The organism is Hyphomicrobium sp. (assembly GCF_003987855.1).
Classification (GTDB): Bacteria; Pseudomonadota; Alphaproteobacteria; order Rhizobiales; family Hyphomicrobiaceae; genus Hyphomicrobium_B.
Genome location: NZ_RXIZ01000008.1, coordinates 25095 through 43899, shown reverse-complemented (window position 1 = coordinate 43899; position 18805 = coordinate 25095). Strand labels below are relative to the sequence as shown.

Genomic DNA, 18805 nt, shown 5'->3' with positions numbered 1-18805 from the left:
GCGAGCGCAGGCGCTGGCCCAAGCAGACCGTCACGAGTCATCGAGTGAAGACTTTTGTTGGCAGCTACTATCTTACGTGCTCCCGACACGCCCCGGCGGAATGGTACCGGGCAAACGATTGCGAACGAAAAGCCCCAGCTTCCGAGAAGCTGGGGCCCGCTTTCAGGTCGTGTCATCAGTAGCCGCAGTAGCGGCGACCGTGACGCCAGTAGCAGTCGTACCCGTAGTAGTCGTCATCGTAATAGTCATCGTAGTAGGGACCGCCATAGAATGCGATGCCGGGATAGAACCCGTAGCCCCAACCGCGGCCACGCCATCCGTGGCCGCGCCAGCCGCCACCATGCCAATGACCGCCGCCAGCGAAATGGCCGCCTCCGAAGTGACGTCCACCAAAATGACCACCACCAAAATGACCGCCACCGAAATGGCCGCCGCGAAACCCGCCTCCGCCCATGTGTCCACCGCCAAAGTGGGCCGCTGAGGCCGGAAGTGAAAATGCTGCAAGCGCGCCCGTTGTGATCAAGGCGGCGGTTGCTTGTTTGAATCTAAACATGAGTACTCCTTCAAACCGTGCGGTTTGATTTCTCAACCCTGATCGCGCTTCCGGAGTTTCGAGACGCAACCTTACGGATTTGTGAGGTCCAGAAAAACGGCTACCGTTCTGCCAAATCCGTTACGGCGACCGCGCGCTGAAATAGCGAAAGCTGCATGAGAGCGGGACCTTCTCGCTCCGCCATCAGGCGAAGCACCTGTCGCTTCTCGTCCAGATAGGACGCTGCAAACGCCTGATCGTACAGACGGATACTTCGGCAGTTGTCGACGATGTCAGCCATCTGGATAAGCTTCGCATCCCAGGGTGCGCGAGATAATCGCCAAGCCGATTTTAGCGCGTTCGACATCCGGTTCCCGTCGTAGGTATCTGTCAGCCAGAACACGAGTTCAGCGATCGGATTCCCAAACCTTACAATAAGATGCTGAAGCGTCGTATCGGTATCCTCGAGACAGTCGTGCAGATAGGCAGACGCCAGAAGATCCTGCGCATCGTGTCCGTGATCCTTTAGGATTGCGACGACGTTCTCCAGATGAGCGATTGTTTGGGCGCCATCCAAGCTCCGCCGGCGTGACCCATGCTTGTGCACGGCGAACATCCGAGCCATCTCGACCTTGTTCTGGACGGTTGCTACTGGCACGCGAAATCTCAGGCTACCAGACCGGCGGGCGTCAACGCAGGATCGGCACAAAAGTTCCGTCTACGTCACAAAGGAGCGCTCAAATAAATGAGATTTGCTGCCTCTTTCCTGCCGGAGGAACGCGGCATGCTGATTGCAAGTTCGATTATCGGAAGTTCATTGGGTTCAGCGTGTCATGAAATGGGACAACGTTATCTGGGTCGATTTTCGTTTATCGAAAGATATCCGAGATAAGCAGGTGTTGTCTTTCGCTGAAAGGATGCGCGAAAGTTCAGCGCGTACCCAGCGGCATCTTCAAGCTTCAAGAAGCGCGCTGGAGGTCATAAGGCGGACGTGGGAGCGGGATCCCTTTAGCCCCGGTCGCGGCCGGTAGCCCGCAAAACTTTCGACGCCGCGCTCGTCGTTCTGGCAGACCACATCCGCCGCGCGAATTCCAAGTTGAGAAAATTGCGAGGCGTCGAGTCGGTTGGCGGAAAAAATAACTGGAACGCTAATCGCTTTCACAGCATCGTAAAAATCGAGCGTTTCGACCTCGACGCTGAATTCGATTATTACGGTGGAAGCGCGCGTGCCTCTCATGAAAGCGAGGGCGGAAGAAAACGTATTAAATACGTGCGGGCGGTTTGCGCGAGACGAACTCGCTGTCGCCGGAATAACGATTGCTTTGAACCCCTCCGTCACGCCCGCCCCCGCAGCCTCTCCGGCTTAGCTCGCGACCATTTCCGAGATGCGATCCTAACTGTCCCGAGAGGACTTCCAATTCACGTTATGATCGAGGGACACGAAAGTTGTGGGTTGGCTGTGGATAGACGGTCCTCCGACTCATTCAAGACAATGTCATGATGGTTGCCGAAGGCCTGCCAAGCACTCCTGTCCCGCGGCGCTTATTGCGCTGCCGAAGGATGGGGCGTCCTCGTGGCCCATACAACAAAATCGATCGACGGCGACTGCAAAATCAAAACCACTCCCACAACGCAGTCCACAGGCCCGCGCGCCAAGTACGGCGAGAATTGCGACTGTCGATCTGTTTTGCCAATTCAGAACTCCTTTTCAAATTGCAACGGAGGGTGTGGGGAGTGTTCCCCGGGCCATCGCCAGCAGAGTTCGCGCAAATTAGTTTTTTGAACCGCGATAAATGCTCCAATTGGCCATTCTTTTGACCCAGTATTTGCATTAGCTGGTCTTGCGGGATTTCGAAAATGTGCGTCGGTGCGTAAGCGCCGCGCCTGTCCGACTATTCGGAGCCCGCTATGTCGATCCATCGCGATCTTAAAGTCGAAACCCTCGAACTCGAATTCGATCCTGAACAAACGATCTGGCGCGATATTGATCGTGACCGGGGCACGGCGTTACTGCAGATCTTGAGCTTGGAGTTCAAGAATGCTCTTCGCGCGATGCATCGTCATGTAATCCTGCGCAACGCGTTGCGCCGTCCCCAAAATCTGGCTCAGATTCTCCTGTTCGTGGGCTTCGGCGGCGGGAGTGCAGAAATCCTTCCAGTCGATGATATTGTTTCTGAGGTTATCAAGGAGGGCGCGGCCGGCGACGGCGACCTTCATATCGTCTGCCAGTGGCATCGCGACCGAAGCGGACGGCCGGTTTTTCCGCACCAGCCAGGGCGGATGATGGAAGCGAAGCGGACGATCAAACTCGAGGATCTTCGGAGGCAGTCATCCAATCTGATTGCCTGGGTCGATGATTGCGCCAGCGAAGCGGACAAGCAGGGTGGCACTTGGCTTCGCCGGCGGGCTGACGACCATACGGCGCTATCGATCGAAAGAAGGCTCGCATAAACCTTCTCTTAGGTCGCTGCAACCGCACGGACTTGCTCGCTTTCTGCGGCGGCGATCGCGGAAGAGCTGACTTCAGCAATGATCTTGAGCTGAAATCGGATAAGCTTTACGACTAGTGGCCTAGGCTAGACCACTCCCTGCAAGGGCGGCTTGAAATTGTCTGCGCACCAACGAACTGACTTTCTGTCGAGGGTTGAACGCGCCTACCAGGGAGAGATTTACGGCGAGGCCCTATACAACGGTTTGGCGGAAGCCATAACGGACCGCTCTCGCTCCGACAAATGGCGTCTTCTCGCAGAACTTGAGGCCGTAACGAAGTCTCAGATGCGAGCGCTTGTCGAAAAGCTCGGCGGGGACACGCGTGAGAGCGAAGTGTTCCGCCAGAAGGGCGTCGACAACGTCGCCAAATATTCTAGCCTCGCTTGGCAAGACTTTATGGCACTTTACAGCCGTGAGCTGGAGCCCGTGATCGCGCGCTACGCTCAATTAGAGAGGGAGTGCGCTCCAGAGGATGCCGCGACTTTGCGGTTTCTTACCGAGCACGAAGTGGTGACGAAGGTCTTTTGCGACCTCGAACTCCAGGGCCGAGCCGATGTGTCGATCGAGCCGACGCGCGCGCTTATCGCTTCGGCCCGAAAGGCTTAAAGCTCAACTCCCAAAAGCGTGCCCGGTGCCTTCAGGGTTCGCTAGGACCAGCTCCCGCGTGTCGCAAATAGCAAAATTTGCGTCTCCCTTGGCCGGACGCAAAATAAGTGCATTCGCTAACTGACAAGACACAAATTACATGCGTGTTTGGGGTGCGCTGCGGTCGCAGACCTATTCGCCGAGGACTTCGATGAAGAAAGACTACTCCATCTGGTCGCTTTTCACGAAAGGCCTCAATTATAATGAGGGCTGGGATCCGGCGTGGCGGAGTGCGGAGCTTAAGCCTTCCTATAATGTAGTGATCGTCGGCGCTGGCGGCCACGGGCTCGCAACAGCTTATTACCTCGCGAAAGAGCACGGCGTCCGTGACATCGCTGTTATCGAGAAAGGCTATCTCGGAGGCGGGAATACGGCTCGCAATACGACCATCGTGCGCTCGAACTATCTTTGGGACGAGGCGACGATGCTCTACGAGCACGCGCTGAAACTTTGGGAGCACCTCACTGAAGAGCTCAATTTCAATGTGATGTTCAGCCAGCGTGGCGTTTTCAATCTTGGCCACACCTTACAGGATATGCGCGATATCGAACGCCGCGTGAATGCCAACGTGTTGAACGGTGTTGACGCTCAGGTTCTGGATGCGGCCGAAGTCAAGCGAAGGATCCCGATCCTCAATACCTCCAGAAATGCCCGTTATCCTGTTCTTGGTGCGAGCTATCAGCCACGCGCCGGCGTTGCGCGTCATGACGCCGTGGCGTGGGGGTTTGCCCGTGCGGCCAGCAAGTACGGCGTAGACATCGTCGAGAATTGCGAAGTCACGGGCATGGATATCGTGAACGGCAGGCTCCAGGGCCTGCAAACGTCGCGCGGCTCTGTACGGGCGGATCGCGTCGGCTGCGTGGCCTCGGGGCATTCCTCCGTTCTAGCGAAGATGGCCGGCATTCGTCTCCCGATCGAGAGCCATCCCCTTCAAGCATTCGTCTCCGAGTCCATGAAGCCTGTGCTGGATACCGTGGTGATGTCGAACGCAGTGCATGGCTACGCGAGCCAGTCCGACAAGGGTGAACTCGTTATCGGTGCGGGTATCGACCACTATACAAGCTATACCCAACGCGGCAGCCCGCACATTATCGAGCATACTGCTGCAGCTATCATTGAGCTGTTTCCGATATTCTCCCGCGTGCGCATGAATCGTCAGTGGGGCGGTATCGTCGACACAACACCGGATGCGTGCCCGATCATCAGCAAGACGAAGGTCAAAGGCCTCTACTTCAATTGCGGATGGGGCACCGGCGGTTTCAAGGCTACGCCCGGATCGGGAAATGTTTTTGCGCACACGATCGCGAATGACGAGCCACATCCGCTCAACAAAGCCTTCAGTCTCGATCGGTTTTCTACGGGACATCTCATAGATGAGCACGGCGCCGCCGCCGTCGCTCACTAGATCCAGGACGCTTCGATGCTCGTACTGTTTTGTCCGCACTGCCAAGAGAAGCGCGAGGAAGAGGAATTTGGCTACGGAGGGGAGGCTTTCCGCATCCGTCCGGCGTCACCCGATACCGCGGACGACGATACATGGGCTGACTATCTGTTCATGCGCACCAATCCCAAGGGCTGGAATTGGGAGTTATGGTCCCACGCCACGGGATGCCGGAAATTTTTCGTGGTGAAGCGTAATACCGCCACCAACTCGATCGCGGGTTCGTGGACGTTATCCGACGGGCGCAAAGTGTATGACGCGGAAGGTGGCTCGCAATGACAAGCCACCGCATTCGGCATGAAAAGGCCCGCGTCGATTTCGGGCGCCCTATCAGTTTCCACTTCGACGGAAAATCGTACACGGGATATGCCGGCGACACTCTTGCATCGGCGTTGTTGGCCAACGGCGTTCGAATGCTGGGGCGAAGTTTCAAATATGGACGGCCTCGCGGGATCGTTGGCGCGGGAGCTGAAGAGCCGAATGCCCTTACGCAGGTAGAGACTGGCGCCGCGACGATCCCAAATCTGAAGGCCACGCAAGTTGAGCTCTATGATGGTTTGACGGCCCGCCGAACGACGGGATGGCCGGCGCTCGATTTCGATCTCAAGAGTGTTTCGGGGCGCTTTTCCCGTTTCATGCCGGCAGGCTTCTACTACAAGACGTTTCAGAGCAGGGCTCTTTGGCCCAAATTCGAGCACGTCATTCGACAAGCGGCGGGCTATGGCTCTGCACCTGAGGAAGCCGATCTTGACAGCTATGATCACAGTCATCGGCACGCTGAGGTCGTGGTCGTGGGTGGAGGTCCGTGCGGGCTGCTAACGGCGCTCAACCTGGGTCGAGCTGGATTGAATGTAACCCTCCTTGATGAGCAAAGGGAGCTGGGCGGATGGCTGCTGTCCTATCCACATGCGATCATTGACGGCCAGCCGGGCTATGATTGGCTAAAAAACATCATTGCGGAACTTCGATCTTTGCCTCGCGTGCAGATCTTTACGCGGACCAGCGCCTTCGCTCTGCACGATCTGAACTTGATCCAAGCTGTCGAGCAGCTGCAGGACCACCTTCCCCTAGCCGAGCGTTCGGAGACGTCGCCCCGGCAGCGGCTTCACCGTATCAGGGCGTCGCACATCGTTCTGGCGACGGGAGCGATCGAGCGCCCCTTGGTATTCGGGAATAATGATCTTCCAGGAATTTTGACCGCATCGGCTCTAACAACGTACCTTAACCGCTACGGCGTTGCGGTCGGCCGGCGCGTGGTGATGCAAACAAGCAATGATTTCGCCTACCAGGGTGCTTGCGATCTCGCACGCGCGGGCTGCTCCGTAGTGTTGGCAGACACGCGAACGCGACCCAATACCGTTTGGGAGCAACGCGCTCACGCCGCGGGTGTCGATGTTCGCCCGGGATACGCCATATCCGGAGCATTAGGGTCTCGGGCCGTGAAGGCGGCAAAGCTCGTCAAGATCAGCGCAGACCAGAATTCTATCTCGGGCGATGGACCTACCATCGAATGCGACGCGCTCGGCAGTTCAGGGGGCTTGTCGCCAACGGTGCATCTCTACTGCCACGACGGTGGTCGTCCCCATTGGGATGAAGAGAAGCTGGCATTCGTTGCTCCCGCAATGGGGCGTGCTGCAACCGGTATTTACTGCGTCGGCGGCATCACCGGCACATTTGGTTTGCAGCCCGCCTTGATGCAAGCTCACGAGGTATCGGACGCCGTGCTTGCTGCGACGGGTAAGGCGTCGGTCGGTGAGCGCCGTAGCATCGAAACGGATGAACCGAATGCCATCCCTGCACGACGAATCTTCCGCGTTCCGGACGGCAAAGTTGAGGGTCACGGGAAGAAAGCGTTCGTCGATTTTCAGAATGACGTAACTGCCGCCGATATTCACCTGGCGGTGCGCGAGAACTATCGCTCCATCGAGCACATCAAGCGCTATACCGCTCTAGGTTTTGGCACCGACCAGGGCAAGCTTTCAAACGTCAACGGGTTTGCCATCGCGGCTGAAGCGCTCGGCAAAAGCATTCCGGACGTTGGAACAACGACCTACCGTCCGGCATATTCCCCGGTGACCTTCGGCACCCTTGCTGGCCCTCATGAGGGGGACACCTTCGAACCCAAACGCTACACGCCGATGCACGCGTCGCACGTGGCAAGGGGAGCAGTTTTCGAGAACGTGGGGCAATGGCTCAGGCCGCAATATTTTCTCAAGGCCGGCGAAGATCAGGACGCGGCCATCAGGCGGGAATGCATCGCTGCCCGCCGCGGCGTCGGCATTATGGATGCGTCGACACTTGGCAAGATCGACTTGCAGGGCAAGGATGCACGTGAGTTCCTCAATCGCGTCTATGCCAACTCGTGGACGCAACTGGCTCCGGGCAAGTGCCGCTACGGCTTGATGTTGGACGAGAACGGAATGGTGATGGACGATGGCGTCACCGCCTGCATCTCAGACGAGCATTTCGCCATGACGACGACGACGGGCGGGGCTGCGCGCGTTTTGTCCTGGCTGGAGAACTGGCACCAGACGGAGTGGCCGGATCTTGACGTCTACATGACCTCCGTCACCGACCATTGGGCGACCGCGGCAGTGGTAGGACCAAAGAGCCGCGAGGTTCTGGCGAAGGTGTGCTCCGACATCGATTTATCGCCATCGTCCTTCAAGTTCATGGATTGGCGCGAGGGCACGGTCGCGGGCGTCGCAGCACGGGTTTTCCGTATCAGCTTTTCTGGGGAGCTCGCGTTCGAGGTGAACGTTGACGCGAATTACGGATACCATCTGTGGGAAGCACTGCTGGCTGCCGGTGCCGAGTTCGACATTACGCCATACGGCACTGACGCGATGCATCTACTGCGAGCGGAAAAAGGCTTCATCATCGTGGGGCAGGACACCGATGGTTCGATGACGCCATTCGACCTTGACATGGCTTGGGCTGTATCGATGAAAAAGCCCTTCAGCTTTATCGGTAAGCGTTCCTTTGCACGAAGCGATACCGCCGGTCCCAATAGAAAGCAGCTCGTCGGATTGCTGACAGAAGATCCGTCCATCGTATTGGCAGAAGGTGCCCAGATTATTGAAGCGCCCGAGGTGAACCCGCCAGTAGCAATGCTCGGGCATGTAACTTCCAGCTATTTCAGCCCTGAACTTGGGCGCTCTATCGCCCTGGCGGTTGTGCGGGATGGCATCAAGCGGCGCTCCCCGGAAGGCCAGAATGCGGGCCGGGATCGGCTCTTTGCTTATTTTGGTGGACAAACGCATCGGGTGCAAGTCGTCTCACCGGTATTCGTCGACCCGAAGGGGGAGCGACAGAATGCTTGAACACGTGTCTCGATCGCCTCTTCATGCGTTTGGACTCCCTTTGCAGGCAACCGCCATCAACGATACGCGCGGGGTCTGGGCAAACGAACTACCGTCGCTTGGATATGTCAGCCTTCGCGGGGATTCTAAGGACAGGACGTTCGTTGAAAAGGTAACGCATTCACTCGGTGTTGCCTTGCCCACGTCCCCATGCACCTATGCAGGCACCGACGGCGCCAAGGTCCTTTGGATTTCTCCTGACGAGTGGCTGATCGTCAGCCAGCGGGACAGGATTGGATCATTGGCGGCCGACCTAAAGGCGGCCCTCCAAGGCGTTAGAAGCCAAGTCGCGGATAACTCCGGCGGCTATACGCAAGTTCTTCTCCGAGGCCGGAACGCGTTGGATGTTCTTCAGCACACCACGGTTTATGACTTTGCGGCGCTTGAGCCTGGGCGAGTGGTCGGCACGACCTTCGGAAAATCTTCCGTTTACGCGCATAGGTCTGGGGAGGGTTTTTGCCTCGTAATGCGTCGCAGTTTCGCCGACTATATCTGGCGCTATCTTGTCCGCGCTGCGGCGCCATATGGATTAGGAATCGCCGTCGTAGAGACGACGGGCCACGCTGCGCTGGTAGTGGCATGAATGAACTACAGCGTCTTTGAAGTTTTCCGTATCGGCATAGGCCCTTCAAGTTCGCACACGGTTGGGCCGATGAGTGCCATGGGCAGCTTCATTGCCGAGCTTCGCAATCGTAAACTCGAGCATCACGTCGAGAGGGTCGTCGTGGAGCTATACGGTTCGCTGGCGCTCACGGGAGTAGGGCACGCGACGGATTTCGCTGTGATTAGCGGACTTCTCGGCGCGACACCGGAAGATGCCGATCCGCAAATTCTGGCTGAGCGTGTAGGCGAAGTTCGTCGCACAAAGCGCCTTCTGTTTGGTGGGTTTCGAGAGATCGCATTTTCACCCGAGACTGACCTTTTGTTTCTCCGCGACCGGATGTTGAGCGAGCATCCCAATGGGATGACTGTTGAAGCATTCGATGAGCTCGGCGCATCGCTCTATAGAAATACATACTTCTCGATTGGCGGCGGCGCTGTTCTCGATAAGACCGCTCTTATCGCGAGTCGCAGGACGGACGAAGTTCCACATCGCCCTGTTCGTTATGGGTTCAGCACAGCGGGCGAACTTCTTGCACTTTGCCAGCGCTACAACCTGTCGATCGCAGACATCGTTTGGCGCAACGAGTTCGCCTATCAAGATGAAGCGGCGACGCGGTCCAGATTGCTCAAAGTCTGGGACGTCATGAATACCTGCCTGCAGCGCGGCTTGACCACTGAAGGTATTCTACCGGGTGGGCTCAGGGTAAAACGCCGAGCGCCTGCGCTCTATAGGCAAGCCTGTGATGTGGCAGGCAAGCTGACGCCGGACTTTCGAGCCATGGATATGGTCAGCGCGTTCGCGATCGCAGTCAATGAAGAGAACGCTGCGGGAGGCAGGGTCGTTACTGCACCGACGAACGGCTCGGCGGGCGTCATTCCTGCAGTACTTGCTTATTATATTCGCTTCTGTGACGCGGCATCCGATTCCGATATCCGTGACGACCACATCATCACGTTTCTGCTGACGGCGGCAGGGATCGGCATGCTCTACAAAAAGAATGCATCGATCTCTGCAGCCGAAATGGGTTGTCAAGGCGAGATCGGCGTTTCGTGCTCGATGGCAGCGGCCGGACTTGCTGCAGTCATGGGTGCTACGGCACAGCAAGTGGAGAATGCCGCCGAAATCGGTATGGAGCACAATCTCGGCATGACGTGCGACCCGATCGGTGGATTGGTGCAGGTTCCCTGCATCGAGCGCAACAGCATGGGGGCAATGAAAGCGATCAATGCTGCGCGTCTTGCAATGATGGATGACGGGGGGCACCTCGTTTCGCTCGATGCCGTCATCGAAACGATGCGGCAGACCGGGCACGATCTTCAATCGAAATACAAAGAAACGTCGCTCGGCGGCTTAGCCGCCACGGTCGTCTACTGCTGAGATCGGATGAGAGGATCAGGCGATGGCGGCTTATCCGAATATCTTCACTCCGATCAAGCTCAATCAGCTGACGCTACCGAACCGCATCTATTCGACTGCACACGCCGAGGTTTACGCCGATGCCGGCGGAATGCCGGGGGATCGCTACATCCGCTACTACGAAGAGAAGGCCAAAGGCGGATTAGGCATGGCGATTTGCGGCGGCTCAAGCCCCGTCTCAATAGATGTCCCGCAGGGCTCGTGGAAGCCCGTGAATCTCACGACCGACCGGGTGATCGAGCCTATGGCGCGCTTGGCCGACACAGTGCACCGCCACGGCATGAAGATCATGATTCAGGCGACGCATATGGGCCGGCGTTCCGCCTACGCCGGCGATCCCTGGCCGCACCTGGTGTCGCCCTCGGGCGTGCGCGAGCCCGTTCATCGCGGTAACGCGAAAGAGATTGAGATCGAAGAGATCAAGCGGATTATCGGTGACTTCGCGAAGGCAGCAAAGCGCGTGCAGACATCCGGATTCGATGGAATAGAGATCTCCGCAGCCCACCAGCAACTCATCGATCAGTTCTGGTCGCCCCGCACGAATATGCGATCCGACGAATGGGGCGGCAGCCTCGAAAACCGCATGCGCTTTGGATTGGAAGTGTTGCAGGCCGTTAGGGCAGCGGTGGGCCGGGATTTTTGCGTCGGCATTCGAATGTGTGCCGATGAATTCCATGACGACGGTTTGGATCATGAGACGCTGAAAGACATTGCACAGGCGATGTCGGAGACGGGGCTCATCGATTTCATCAGTGTAATCGGGTCAGGAGCAGATACGCATAATTCGCTTGCCAATTGCATGCCGCCGATGGCGCTTCCACCTGAGCCATTCGTGCATCTCGCCGCGGGGATAAAATCCGTCGTCAAGGTGCCGGTGCTGCACGCCCAAGGCATTCGCGATGTGTCTCAGGCAGAGCGCATCTTGGCGAATGGCCTTGTCGATCTCGTCGGCATGACCCGTGCGCATATTGCAGATCCTCACATCATGAACAAAGTGAGGGAGGGGCGCGAGGATCAAATCCGGCAGTGCGTGGGTGCCAACTATTGCATCGATCGAATGTATTCTGGTTCTGATACCCTATGCGTACAAAACGCGGCGACCTCCCGTGAAGCGACGATGCCTCACGTGATCTCTCCGACGAACGGACCGATGCGCCGCATTGTTGTGGTGGGTGGTGGGCCGGCAGGGCTGGAGGCCGCGCGCGTATCCCGCTCGCGTGGGCACGATGTCGTGTTGTTCGAACGGAACGAGACGGTCGGGGGCCAGATCAACCTGGCTGCAAAGGCTCCGCAGCGGGAGCAGATGGCGGGCATCGTTCGCTGGTTCGATCTCGAAACCAAGCGCTTGGGCATCGATCGGCGTCTCGGCACCGAAGCGAACGCAGAAATGATCCTGGCGGAAAAGCCTGATATCGTCGTTCTCGCGACAGGCGGCCGGAGCCATGTTCATCAAGTCGAAGCGTGGGGAGCATCCGAGGGACTCTCGGTCAGCTCCTGGGATATTCTTGCTGAGAAGGTACAACCTGCCGAGAACGTGCTCGTCTACGATGGGATCAGCACCCACGCGGGCTTTGGCACTGCAGATTTTCTCGCGAGCCGCGGCTCCACGGTGGAGATCGTTACGCCGGACGTTAAAGTCGGTGATGACGTCGGGGGAACCACGTTCCCCATTTTTTATCGTCGGATGTACGCGCAGGGCATAATTCCGACCCCCAATTTCTGGCTCGATCGAGTTTACGCAGAAGGAAATAAGAAGATTGCAGTTCTGCGCAACGAGTATACCGACGAACTCGAAGAGCGCGCTGTCGACCAGGTGGTGATCGAAAACGGGATCACTCCCAACACCGAACTCTATTGGTCGCTGAAGGAAATGTCGATCAATCGCGGACAGATCGACATAAACGCGCTTTATTCGAACGAAGCCCAGCCGGTGTTGAACGAACAAACAGATGGTAATCGCTTTGTGCTTTTTCGGGTGGGTGATTGTGTGTCGATGCACAACATCCACGCGGCCATCTATGACTCGCTACGTCTCTGCAAGGACTTCTGAGGATGGCAGTCGCGCCTGCCATTACTGTTCTGTTCTGGCTGTCAACGGCAACGTTGATGATTGGCTTAGCGCGGCGCGCGAGGCTTTGGCGTGCAGGTCAGCGAGCGCCCGTTGAATGGGCTGGTTTGCTCGCCGTTCCCAAGCGCTACTTTGTTGACCTGCACCACGTTGTAGCTCGGGAGCCTTATATCGCAAACACCCATGTTGCGGTCGCAGGCGGCGCGGTAGCAGCGATTTTACTGGTAGCGCTAAACTATGGTTTGGCGATCTATTCTCCGATCCTCGATGTAGCGATTGTGCTCGCGGCGCTCGTGATGGTCGCGGGCGTTTTTTTCGTTTGGCAGCGGCGGAGACATCCACCTAAGCGTCTGTCGCGCGGAGCGTGGGATCGGCTGCCCTATACCCTGGCTCTCTTCGCCGTCGGTCTGCTCGTAGTAATCGCGACGCCCGCGCAGTATCTATCGGCGGCAATCGCTTCCGTCGCGCTTTTTTTCCTGCTGGCGGGCTCTGCTGAGCTTGTTCTAGGCATTGGTTTCGGCGCGCCGATGAAGCACGCCGTGGCGGGCCTCCTGCATTTGGCGTTCCATCCGCGCCCGGAACGATTTTCCGGCGTTCGCTCCACCGCGCTCAAGCCGCTCGAATTGGAGAAGATGGAACTTGGCGTCGACGCGCCGGCTGATTTTCGCTGGAACCAACTTCTGAGTTTTGATGCCTGCGTCCAATGCGGGAAATGCGAGCAATCGTGCCCGGCCTTCGCAGCCGGGCAGCCGCTCAATCCGAAAAAACTCATTCAGGATTTGGTTTGCGGCTTATCTGGAACTAGCGATGCAAATTACGCCGGTCGCCCTTATCCGGGGATTGCGATTGGCGCGCACAGCGGAGCGCTGGACAATCCAATCGTTCCGCAGCTCATCGAGCCAGCAACCCTTTGGTCATGCACCACCTGCCGCGCATGCGTCGAGGAATGCCCGATGCTGATCGAACATGTCGATGCGATCGTCGGGATGCGCCGAAGCTTAAATCTTACGCGCGGGGAAATTCCAGGCACCGCTCCTGAGATCCTGGCGAATTTACGAGAGACGGATACGCAAGGCGGGTACCCCAAACCTGCGAGATACAACTGGTCGATCGATCTCGATGTCCCCCAGGCGGTACCCGGGAAGCCATTTGACGTTCTCCTCTATGCGGGAGAAGGCGCATTCGACATGCGCTATCAGCGAACACTTCGGGCGCTCGTGAGAATTCTGAAGGCAGCGAAGGTCGACTTCGCCGTCCTTGGGGGCGAGGAGCGCGATACGGGTGACACGGCAAGGCGCCTAGGCGATGAAGCAACGTTTCAACGCCTAGCCAAAGAAAACATCTCCACTTTCGCAACGCTGAAGTTTTCTCGCATCGTGACGGCGGATCCCCACGTGCTGCATAGCCTCCGCAACGAATATCCTGCACTCGGCGGACACTATGTCGTCGTCCATCACACCGCCTTGATCGCTGAACTGATGGAACAAGGGCGATTGAGCACTGCGACGCTGACGAATGGAAAGCCGCTGACATACCATGACCCTTGCTATCTCGGTCGGTACAACGGCGAATTCGAGGCGCCGCGTGCCGTCCTCCGAAAGCTCGGCGCTACCCTCCGTGAAATGGAAAGATCGGGTCCTCGCGCCCGGTGTTGCGGTGGGGGAGGCGGCGCGCCGCTAACGGACATCGCGGGAATTCAGAGAATTCCCGACATGCGCATGGCCGATGTTCGTGAAGCGGGCGCTGAGATCGTAGCGGTCGCGTGTCCTCAGTGTACGGCGATGCTCGAGGGGGTTGCCGGTTCTCACGCGGAGGTTTTGGATATCGCCGAACTCGTCGCCTCGGCGCTGGAGGTGCCTGCATGAATCCTCCGAAAAGAATCGACCCACGGCGCGCTTATCGCGTCGGTCCACAAGGTCTCCGAAGGATCGTTCTTGGCGAGATTTCTGTGAATGGTACGACTTCAGCAACTGTCGAAGCTTCGCGGCGTCCGAAGGCCAAGCCGCTACGCACCACGATTCAACCGACGAAATGGCATATGGTTGTGGCTCATAGTTATCGCGGTCGGCTGGATGACCATGCGCGCGAAGCGATCGCTTGCGCCGCCATATTGGCGGAGCCCGACACAGGCGTCCTTGTTGTCGTGCTGGGAACCTTTCAAGAGGACCCATCGCCGCTCGGCGCAGATAGGATTGCTATCGTTGATGATCTGGACTGGTCGCGATATGAGCCCGTCCGCGAAGAGGCTTTGGTCGACGCTTTCCTCCAAGACTATTGCCCTGAGCACATTTTCCTGCCGGACAATTCTCTGGGCGATGGAGATCTTGGACGCCGGCTGCTCGCCAAGCAGCAGAGCTCAGGGGCGACACACGTTATAGAAATCGACCGCAAGCACATCGCGATTGTTTGGTCTAGCGGCAACAGACTCGCATGCGCACCATTACCTCGAATCGTGCTGCTCGATCCTGGCGCAGTCGACGCAAATTTGCCGTTTGTCGGTGCGGGTGAGAAAATTGCTGTTCCGTCAACAGGGTTGGCATCCGAACGGTGCGTTGACCTCGGCTTGGCTCCGTCCAAGCCATCGGAAATTGCCCTGGAGGAGGCGGACTTTATAGTGTCGGCCGGAAACGGTGTGCATAGCATCGCGACGCTCGAAGAACTGGCGCGTTCCCTCGACGCGGCAGTCGGGGCGAGCCGCGTAGCTGTCGATGATGGGAAGTTACCGAGAAGCAAGCAGATCGGAGCCTCGGGCAAGACAGTCAGCGCCACAACATATTTTGCGGTCGGCATTTCCGGCGCCGTGCAGCATCTTCAAGGCATCAAGTCATGCCGCCATGTCATCGCGGTCAACCGCGATCCCGGCGCGCCGATTGTGAAGCGTGCCGATCTGACCGTCATTGCTGATGCCGAAGAATTCATGCAGGCGCTAATAACACGAGTGGCTCAGGCCCGTGAACAGTCTGAACTTAAGGGCGACAGCAATGGGTGACGTCCCGTCCGTAGCGGCGCTCGTTTCGGCCGGCCGCCACCCGTTAACGGGCGTGCCGCGCGCATGTCGTGGTGATGCCGTCGCAATGGCTCTCGGACGTGCACTTGCGGGTGAGAAGTTCGCCCTTTTCCATATTGGCAGCGTCGACGAGCCGTCTTTGCGAGATTATCTGGCGTATGGAGCCGACAAAGTTGAGGTCATACCGGCGAATAAGGGCGACGTTGATATCAACGCTGTCGCCGATGTTGTGAAAAACTTCGATATTGTTCTGACCGGCACTAGGGCCGAGGTGGCCGCCGGCAGCGGCATGTTTCCTTATATGTTGGCTCATGCGATGGCGTGCCCGGTCGTCACGAATGCGCTCGACATCAGAGTTGACCAATCTGATACCGGAACGAATGTCGTAATCAGCCAATTCCTCCCGAAGGGGCAACGCCGTTCGATCGCATCTGCGACACCGCTTGTGATCGCAGTCCATCCTTTTGCGGCTGCAACTTTGAAGTACGCTCATTCGCGCCGTGTCTCGGGAACAATCAACGTTATCGGATCCGTAAGTGCTGCGCCGGCGCGTCAGCCAAGCTGGGCCGTAGAAGCCGCGCCGCGGCGGCCTGTTCGCCTGAAAGCAGCAGAAAAGCAGGCCGGACATGCTCGTTTGCTGTCAGCGATAGTGTCTGAGGCGAAGGGCGGCGTTGTCGCTTTTGAGGGGACAACTGTCGATAAAGCACAAGTGGTGCTGAATTATCTGAGAGAACATCGCCTCGTCGATTTTTAGCGAGCCCCTCAAAAGGGAGGACCCCATGCAATTATCAAATGAACTGCGGTCCATGATTGCACGCAGGCGGCCACGCTATAGCCTTGAGGCTCCATTCTATCAGAGCACCGAAATTTTCGATCTCGACATGGATGTCATCTTCGGCAGAACGTGGATCTACGTCGGATCGGAACCCGATATCCCGGAGCCTGGTGACTACTTCACCGTGCCGATGGGAAAGACCTCGATCGTCGTAGCGCGCGACGATGATATGTCTATCACTGCATTCCATAATGTTTGCCGTCATCGCGGAGCACGCCTCTGTGACGGAGACAAGGGAAGCGTTGGCAACGTCGTTTGTCCCTATCATCAGTGGACCTATGATCTGCGAGGAAATCTCATCCACACCGAGCATATGGGTGACGAGTTCGATCGCAGCAAGTTTGGATTGAAGATGGTGCACGTCGGGAATATCGCCGGCCTGATCTTCATTTGCCTTGCTGAGGAGCCGCCCAAGGATTTCGATCAGATGCGGCGGGAGATGGAACCCTACATCCTTCCGCATAAGATTTCAGAGTGTAAAGTCGCTTACGAAGAGGACCTGATCGAGAACGGCAATTGGAAGCTGACGATGGAGAACAATCGTGAGTGCTACCATTGCAAAAGCAATCACCCTGAGTTGACCATTTCCCTTTATGAATTCGGATTTGGATATCAACCGTCTCCGGAGAATGCCGCTGAGGTTCACGCGTTTCAGGATCTGATCAAGCGGGAGCATGCGCGATGGGAATCCTGCGGACTTCCCTCCGTGGAACGAGAGTTTCTGGATAGTCGCGTTACCGCCTATCGCACTGAGCGTTTGCCGTTGGATAAGGCCGGCGAGTCGCAGACGCTCGACAGCAAGGTTGCGTGCAAGAAGCTTCTTGGCGATCTGACGCAACGGAATCTTGGCGGACTTTCATTCTGGACCCAGCCCAATTCCTGGCATCACTTCATGAGTGATCACATCGTGACGTTCAGCGTGTTACCCATAAGCCCGGACCGGACTCTGCTTCGCACCAAGTGGCTCGTGCATAAAGATGCCGTCGAGGGACAAGATTACGATCCAAAGGAGTTGAGCGCGGTCTGGCACGCAACGAACCTTCAGGATGGATCGCTCGTCGAACGAACCCAAATCGGGTCGTACAACGCCGCGTATCAGCCCGGGCCCTATTCGCCCTACACCGAAGAGTTGGTCGAAAAATTTATGTCCTGGTATTTCAAGCGGCTTCGTTCCGAGACCGGACAGGAGTCGGCGACGATAAGCCCGCTCGCCGCGAGCGCCTGATCAATGAGCGAAGAGGAAGCGCGCGAAAGGCTTGGCCCCGCCCTTTGGGATGCGGTGCCAGCCAAGTGGAACTCGGACCAGGACGACGTGCTGGTGTGTACGCATGTCCGTCCGGAGACACACGATGTCAAAAGCTTCTTGTTCCGAACTCCAGCGCCTCGTCTGTTTCGCTTCCGTCCCGGGCAATTCATAACCATCGAAGTGGAGATAGATGGGGAGGCGGTCAACCGCTGCTACACGATTTCATCGCCCCCCACGCGCCCTGACACGCTGTCGATCACAGTGAAGCGCGCGCCGGGAGGCAAGGTATCCAATTGGCTCCACGCTAATCTAAAGCCAGGGATGGCAATAAAGGCTCTTGGCCCGGCCGGTGAGTTCAGCTGCACCTTCCATCCGGCGCCCAAATATCTTTTTCTGTCTGGCGGCTCCGGCGTGACGCCGCTGATGTCGATGTCGCGCACTTTTTACGAGTTGGGCGAAGACCCCGATGTTGTTTTCGTGCACAGCGCCCGCACCCCGCGCGACATCATCTTCCGTAATGAACTCACCATGATGACCCACGGCATGACGAAGTTTCGCACGGGCTTCGTCTGCGAGCAGATGGGCGAGCATCGGGACTGGAGCGCGCCGACCGGATATCTAACATTGCCGTTGTTGAAATCCATCGTTCCCGATCTGGCCGAGCGTGAAATCTTCTGCTGCGGTCCGGACGCTTACATGAAGAATGTGCGAGCCATGTTGGCCGAAGTGGGCTTCGATCGGGCGCACTACCACGAAGAGAGTTTTTCTTTCGAGAATCTCAGCGCTGAAGAGAAGGCGGAAGTTCAAAACCTGCAGGCTGAAGCTCCCAACACGGGGTATACGATTGAATTTACGAAATCGGGCCGCTCCATTCCTTGTCGGCCGGATCAATTCATCCTGGATGCGGCGAAGGCGGCCGGTATGCGCCTTCCGTTCTCGTGCAGCAAGGGCGTCTGCGGTACTTGCAAGAGCAAGAAGATCTCCGGGCAGGTGGTCATGAACCATGGCGGTGGGATCAGGCAGCGCGAGATCGACGCAGGCATGGTCCTGATCTGCTGCAGTAAGCCGCTCAGCGACGTTGTAATAGACAAATGACGCGGACGACGGCTGTGCTTCGCTATTCTTTGCGCCGAAGTATCGCCTGAAGCACGTCAGGCAC

The 18805-nt window shown here is 57.5% G+C and carries 15 protein-coding genes; 13 read left to right on the top strand and 2 right to left on the bottom strand.

Going from position 1 to position 18805, the window contains the following annotated elements; genetic code table 11:
* Window positions 1-175 precede the first annotated feature (175 nt).
* Both EKK30_RS07480 and EKK30_RS07475 read right to left on the bottom strand, forming a co-directional pair.
* On the bottom strand, window positions 176-553 hold the full coding sequence (locus EKK30_RS07480; RefSeq protein WP_290982650.1) for a hypothetical protein: 378 nt from the start codon (window positions 551-553) through the stop codon (window positions 176-178).
* Window positions 554-653: 100 nt separating this feature from the next.
* Entirely contained in the window at window positions 654-1190 is a 537-nt protein-coding gene (locus EKK30_RS07475) for an HD domain-containing protein (protein ID WP_290982647.1), read from the bottom strand.
* A gap of 1250 nt (window positions 1191-2440) precedes the next feature.
* On the opposite strand from EKK30_RS07475, the gene EKK30_RS07470 reads away from it, so the two are divergent.
* From EKK30_RS07470 to EKK30_RS07410, 13 genes are all read left to right on the top strand, one after another.
* Window positions 2441-2983, top strand: coding sequence for a hypothetical protein (locus EKK30_RS07470; RefSeq protein WP_290982644.1), 543 nt, complete (start codon window positions 2441-2443; stop codon window positions 2981-2983).
* A 156-nt stretch (window positions 2984-3139) separates the two neighbouring features.
* On the top strand, window positions 3140-3628 hold the full coding sequence (locus EKK30_RS07465; protein WP_290982641.1) for a hypothetical protein: 489 nt from the start codon (window positions 3140-3142) through the stop codon (window positions 3626-3628).
* A 190-nt stretch (window positions 3629-3818) separates the two neighbouring features.
* Entirely contained in the window at window positions 3819-5072 is a 1254-nt protein-coding gene (locus EKK30_RS07460; protein WP_290982638.1) for a sarcosine oxidase subunit beta family protein, read from the top strand.
* Window positions 5073-5087: 15 nt separating this feature from the next.
* On the top strand, window positions 5088-5387 hold the full coding sequence (locus EKK30_RS07455) for a sarcosine oxidase subunit delta (protein ID WP_290982635.1): 300 nt from the start codon (window positions 5088-5090) through the stop codon (window positions 5385-5387).
* The gene (locus tag EKK30_RS07450) at window positions 5384-8431 is read left to right on the top strand and encodes a sarcosine oxidase subunit alpha family protein (RefSeq protein ID WP_290982633.1); all 3048 of its coding nucleotides are present in this window, start codon (window positions 5384-5386) and stop codon (window positions 8429-8431) included. The genes EKK30_RS07455 and EKK30_RS07450 overlap by 4 nt, the downstream gene beginning before the upstream one ends.
* Entirely contained in the window at window positions 8424-9053 is a 630-nt protein-coding gene (locus EKK30_RS07445) for a sarcosine oxidase subunit gamma (protein ID WP_290982630.1), read from the top strand. The genes EKK30_RS07450 and EKK30_RS07445 overlap by 8 nt, the downstream gene beginning before the upstream one ends.
* Complete coding sequence (locus EKK30_RS07440; protein WP_290982627.1) at window positions 9054-10451, top strand: L-serine ammonia-lyase; 1398 nt, start codon at window positions 9054-9056, stop codon at window positions 10449-10451.
* A 22-nt stretch (window positions 10452-10473) separates the two neighbouring features.
* A complete protein-coding gene (locus tag EKK30_RS07435) occupies window positions 10474-12540 on the top strand; it encodes an FAD-dependent oxidoreductase (protein ID WP_290982623.1) in 2067 nt (688 codons plus the stop codon).
* A gap of 2 nt (window positions 12541-12542) precedes the next feature.
* Window positions 12543-14423: a (Fe-S)-binding protein gene (locus EKK30_RS07430; protein WP_290982620.1), complete on the top strand. Its 1881-nt coding sequence runs from the start codon at window positions 12543-12545 to the stop codon at window positions 14421-14423.
* On the top strand, window positions 14420-15547 hold the full coding sequence (locus EKK30_RS07425; RefSeq protein WP_290982618.1) for an electron transfer flavoprotein subunit alpha/FixB family protein: 1128 nt from the start codon (window positions 14420-14422) through the stop codon (window positions 15545-15547). The genes EKK30_RS07430 and EKK30_RS07425 overlap by 4 nt, the downstream gene beginning before the upstream one ends.
* Window positions 15540-16319 carry a hypothetical protein gene (locus EKK30_RS07420; RefSeq protein ID WP_290982615.1) on the top strand — a complete coding sequence of 260 codons (780 nt, stop codon included), beginning with the start codon at window positions 15540-15542 and terminating at the stop codon, window positions 16317-16319. The genes EKK30_RS07425 and EKK30_RS07420 overlap by 8 nt, the downstream gene beginning before the upstream one ends.
* A gap of 25 nt (window positions 16320-16344) precedes the next feature.
* Entirely contained in the window at window positions 16345-17625 is a 1281-nt protein-coding gene (locus EKK30_RS07415) for an aromatic ring-hydroxylating dioxygenase subunit alpha (RefSeq protein WP_290982612.1), read from the top strand.
* 3 nt (window positions 17626-17628) lie between these two features.
* Window positions 17629-18741 carry a hybrid-cluster NAD(P)-dependent oxidoreductase gene (locus tag EKK30_RS07410; RefSeq protein ID WP_290982609.1) on the top strand — a complete coding sequence of 371 codons (1113 nt, stop codon included), beginning with the start codon at window positions 17629-17631 and terminating at the stop codon, window positions 18739-18741.
* Window positions 18742-18805: the final 64 nt, after the last annotated feature.

Coding starts and splice junctions, on each gene's coding strand:
- EKK30_RS07470 (WP_290982644.1), top strand. CDS start 2,441: ATGTCGATCCATCGCGATCTTAAAGTCGAAACCCTCGAACTCGAATTC.
- EKK30_RS07480 (WP_290982650.1), bottom strand. CDS start 553: ATGTTTAGATTCAAACAAGCAACCGCCGCCTTGATCACAACGGGCGCG.
- EKK30_RS07435 (WP_290982623.1), top strand. CDS start 10,474: ATGGCGGCTTATCCGAATATCTTCACTCCGATCAAGCTCAATCAGCTG.
- EKK30_RS07415 (WP_290982612.1), top strand. CDS start 16,345: ATGCAATTATCAAATGAACTGCGGTCCATGATTGCACGCAGGCGGCCA.
- EKK30_RS07450 (WP_290982633.1), top strand. CDS start 5,384: ATGACAAGCCACCGCATTCGGCATGAAAAGGCCCGCGTCGATTTCGGG.
- EKK30_RS07420 (WP_290982615.1), top strand. CDS start 15,540: ATGGGTGACGTCCCGTCCGTAGCGGCGCTCGTTTCGGCCGGCCGCCAC.
- EKK30_RS07430 (WP_290982620.1), top strand. CDS start 12,543: ATGGCAGTCGCGCCTGCCATTACTGTTCTGTTCTGGCTGTCAACGGCA.
- EKK30_RS07440 (WP_290982627.1), top strand. CDS start 9,054: ATGAACTACAGCGTCTTTGAAGTTTTCCGTATCGGCATAGGCCCTTCA.
- EKK30_RS07460 (WP_290982638.1), top strand. CDS start 3,819: ATGAAGAAAGACTACTCCATCTGGTCGCTTTTCACGAAAGGCCTCAAT.
- EKK30_RS07410 (WP_290982609.1), top strand. CDS start 17,629: ATGAGCGAAGAGGAAGCGCGCGAAAGGCTTGGCCCCGCCCTTTGGGAT.
- EKK30_RS07445 (WP_290982630.1), top strand. CDS start 8,424: ATGCTTGAACACGTGTCTCGATCGCCTCTTCATGCGTTTGGACTCCCT.
- EKK30_RS07425 (WP_290982618.1), top strand. CDS start 14,420: ATGAATCCTCCGAAAAGAATCGACCCACGGCGCGCTTATCGCGTCGGT.
- EKK30_RS07455 (WP_290982635.1), top strand. CDS start 5,088: ATGCTCGTACTGTTTTGTCCGCACTGCCAAGAGAAGCGCGAGGAAGAG.